Genomic DNA, 2,095 nt, shown 5'->3' with positions numbered 1-2,095 from the left:
GCCCCCTGCTCGCGGCGGTCGACGAGCTCGGACTCGGGCCGTCCGATGTCGAACTCGCGCTCGACGGTGGCCTGCCCGCCGTGTCGGCCGACCCGGTGCTGCTGCAGCGCGTGCTCGTGAACGTGATCGCGAACGCCCATCGGCACTCCCCGCCCGACGCCCGCGTGATCGTGTCGACCAGCGCACTCGGCGAGCGCGCCGAGATCCGCGTGATCGACCGCGGGTCAGGCGTTCCCGCCGAGAAGCGCGACCAGATCTTCCAGCCGTTCCAGCGCCTGGGCGACACCGACAACACCACCGGCCTCGGCCTCGGCCTCGCGCTGTCGCGCGGATTCGCCGAGGGCATGGGCGGTACCCTGACACCCGAGGACACCCCCGGCGGTGGACTCACCATGGTCATCTCCCTGCCGCTGGCGGGGGACCCCGATCTCATGCAGGAGGAGACGGAGTGAAGCTCCTCATCGCCGACGACGACCCGCAGATGGTGCGAGCGCTTCGGATCACGCTCGCCGCGCACGGATACGACGTCGTCGTCGCCTCAGACGGCGCCGCCGCCGTGGCCGCCGCCGCGCAGACGCATCCCGACCTGATCATGCTCGACCTCGGCATGCCACGACTCGACGGCATCGAGGTGATCCAGGCTCTGCGCGGTTGGACGAACGTGCCGATCATCGTCGTCTCGGGCCGCACCGGCTCGGCCGACAAGGTCGAGGCTCTGGATGCCGGCGCCGACGACTTCGTCACCAAGCCCTTCCAGGTCGACGAGCTGCTCGCCCGGCTGCGCGCACTGTCTCGTCGGTCGGCGCCCGCCGGTGGGGAATCGACCGTCGGGTTCGGCGACGTGGTGGTCGACCTCGCGACCAAGACCGTCACCCGCGCCGGATCGCGCGTGCACCTGACACCGACCGAATGGCGGATGCTCGAGCACCTCGCCCGGCACCCCGGGGCGCTCGTCACGCGGCAGGATCTGCTGAAGGAGATCTGGGGCAGCGAGCAGGTCTCCGACTCCGGTTACCTGCGGCTGTACATGTCGCAGCTGCGCAAGAAGCTCGAGGCCGAGCCCAGCGCCCCGGTGCACCTGCTCACCGAATCGGGAATGGGCTACCGACTCGTGGTCTGAGCTTCTAGTACCGGGAGTCACGCCGCAGCGTCGGCCCGCGACCGGCGCAGTCCACCGACGATGCCGGCAGCCACGAGCACGACGGCCACGACGATTCCGGCGATCGCTGTGACCGTGCTGTCGGGCTCATCGGTGAGGCGGCCGACGGCGAGCCAGCTGAGTCCCCACGCCGTCGCGAGTGCGGGAGCGAGGCGCTTGGTCACCAGTGCGCTGGCGACGCCGATCACGAGGACCACGGCGAGCACGGCGACGGCCCAGATCTCCGCCTGGTCCTCCCAGCTCGCGGGGGCGATCTGGGTGAACCACGCCGCCGTGTTGGCGACCGTCGCGATGGTGACCCACCCGAAGTGCAGTCCGTTCGCGCCGTCGACGACGATGCGCTCTGGCCAGTTGCGGGCACGGCTGCGTCCGAGGATCACGATGACGCGGGCGAGGGTCGCGAGCAGCACGGCGATCATGAGGACCGTCAGGGGAAGAGACAGGAACTGCGCCGTCACGAGCCACAGCCCGTTGAGGACCATCGATGCGGCGATCCATCCTCCGACCGCGCGCTGACGGTCATCCGAGCGCTGCGCCGGCAGGGCCTGCCACACCGTGTAGGCGATGAGCCCGATGTAGATCAGCGTCCAGATCGAGAAGGCGGGGCCGGCCGGGGCGAGGTACGACCCCTGGGCGGAGAGTGCGCCGTCCTGCAGCTCACTCACGGAGGTGCCGCCGAAGGCGCCGGATCCGACGGCTGCGGCGATCAGCATGAAGGTCGCCGAGGCGATGACGGCTGACTGGCGGGCGATGTCCTGCGTCCGGGATTCCATGCTCGCACGCTACGCGCGGCCGAGAACCTTGCACAGACCCTTGACTCTAGAGAGGCTTACAGCTAGCCCGGCTAGCGAAAGCGAGTCGAGATTGGCAGCCGCCGTGCGGCGCCCTCGCGATCTGAAGGAGAACTCCCGCTCAGAAGGATGCGATCGGCAGAAC

Annotated in this window: 3 protein-coding genes; 2 read left to right on the top strand and 1 reads right to left on the bottom strand. The window is 69.8% G+C overall.

Features of this window, described 5'->3' with window-relative positions; all coding sequences use genetic code 11:
- The coding region (locus tag RTM68_RS18335) for an ATP-binding protein (protein WP_312173734.1) at positions 1 to 452 on the top strand (452 nt) is incomplete at its 5' end.
- Positions 449 to 1,120, top strand: a complete 672-nt coding sequence (locus tag RTM68_RS18330; protein WP_312173732.1) for a response regulator — start codon at positions 449 to 451, stop codon at positions 1,118 to 1,120. The genes RTM68_RS18335 and RTM68_RS18330, both read left to right, overlap by 4 nt.
- Positions 1,121 to 1,137: 17 nt before the next feature.
- On the opposite strand, the gene RTM68_RS18325 is transcribed toward RTM68_RS18330, so the two are convergent.
- Positions 1,138 to 1,932 (bottom strand): tryptophan-rich sensory protein, encoded by a 795-nt coding sequence (locus RTM68_RS18325; RefSeq protein ID WP_312173730.1) that lies wholly within the window; start codon positions 1,930 to 1,932, stop codon positions 1,138 to 1,140.
- Between the last annotated feature and the right edge of the window lie 163 nt (positions 1,933 to 2,095).

It is taken from the genome of Microbacterium sp. (assembly GCF_031988965.1).
Taxonomy (GTDB): domain Bacteria; phylum Actinomycetota; class Actinomycetes; order Actinomycetales; family Microbacteriaceae; genus Microbacterium.
This window is presented reverse-complemented; position numbering and strand designations above follow the sequence as displayed.

Bases quoted from the DNA above. Each gene is read 5' to 3' on its own strand.
- RTM68_RS18325 (WP_312173730.1), bottom strand. From the start codon at position 1,932: ATGGAATCCCGGACGCAGGACATCGCCCGCCAGTCAGCCGTCATCGCC.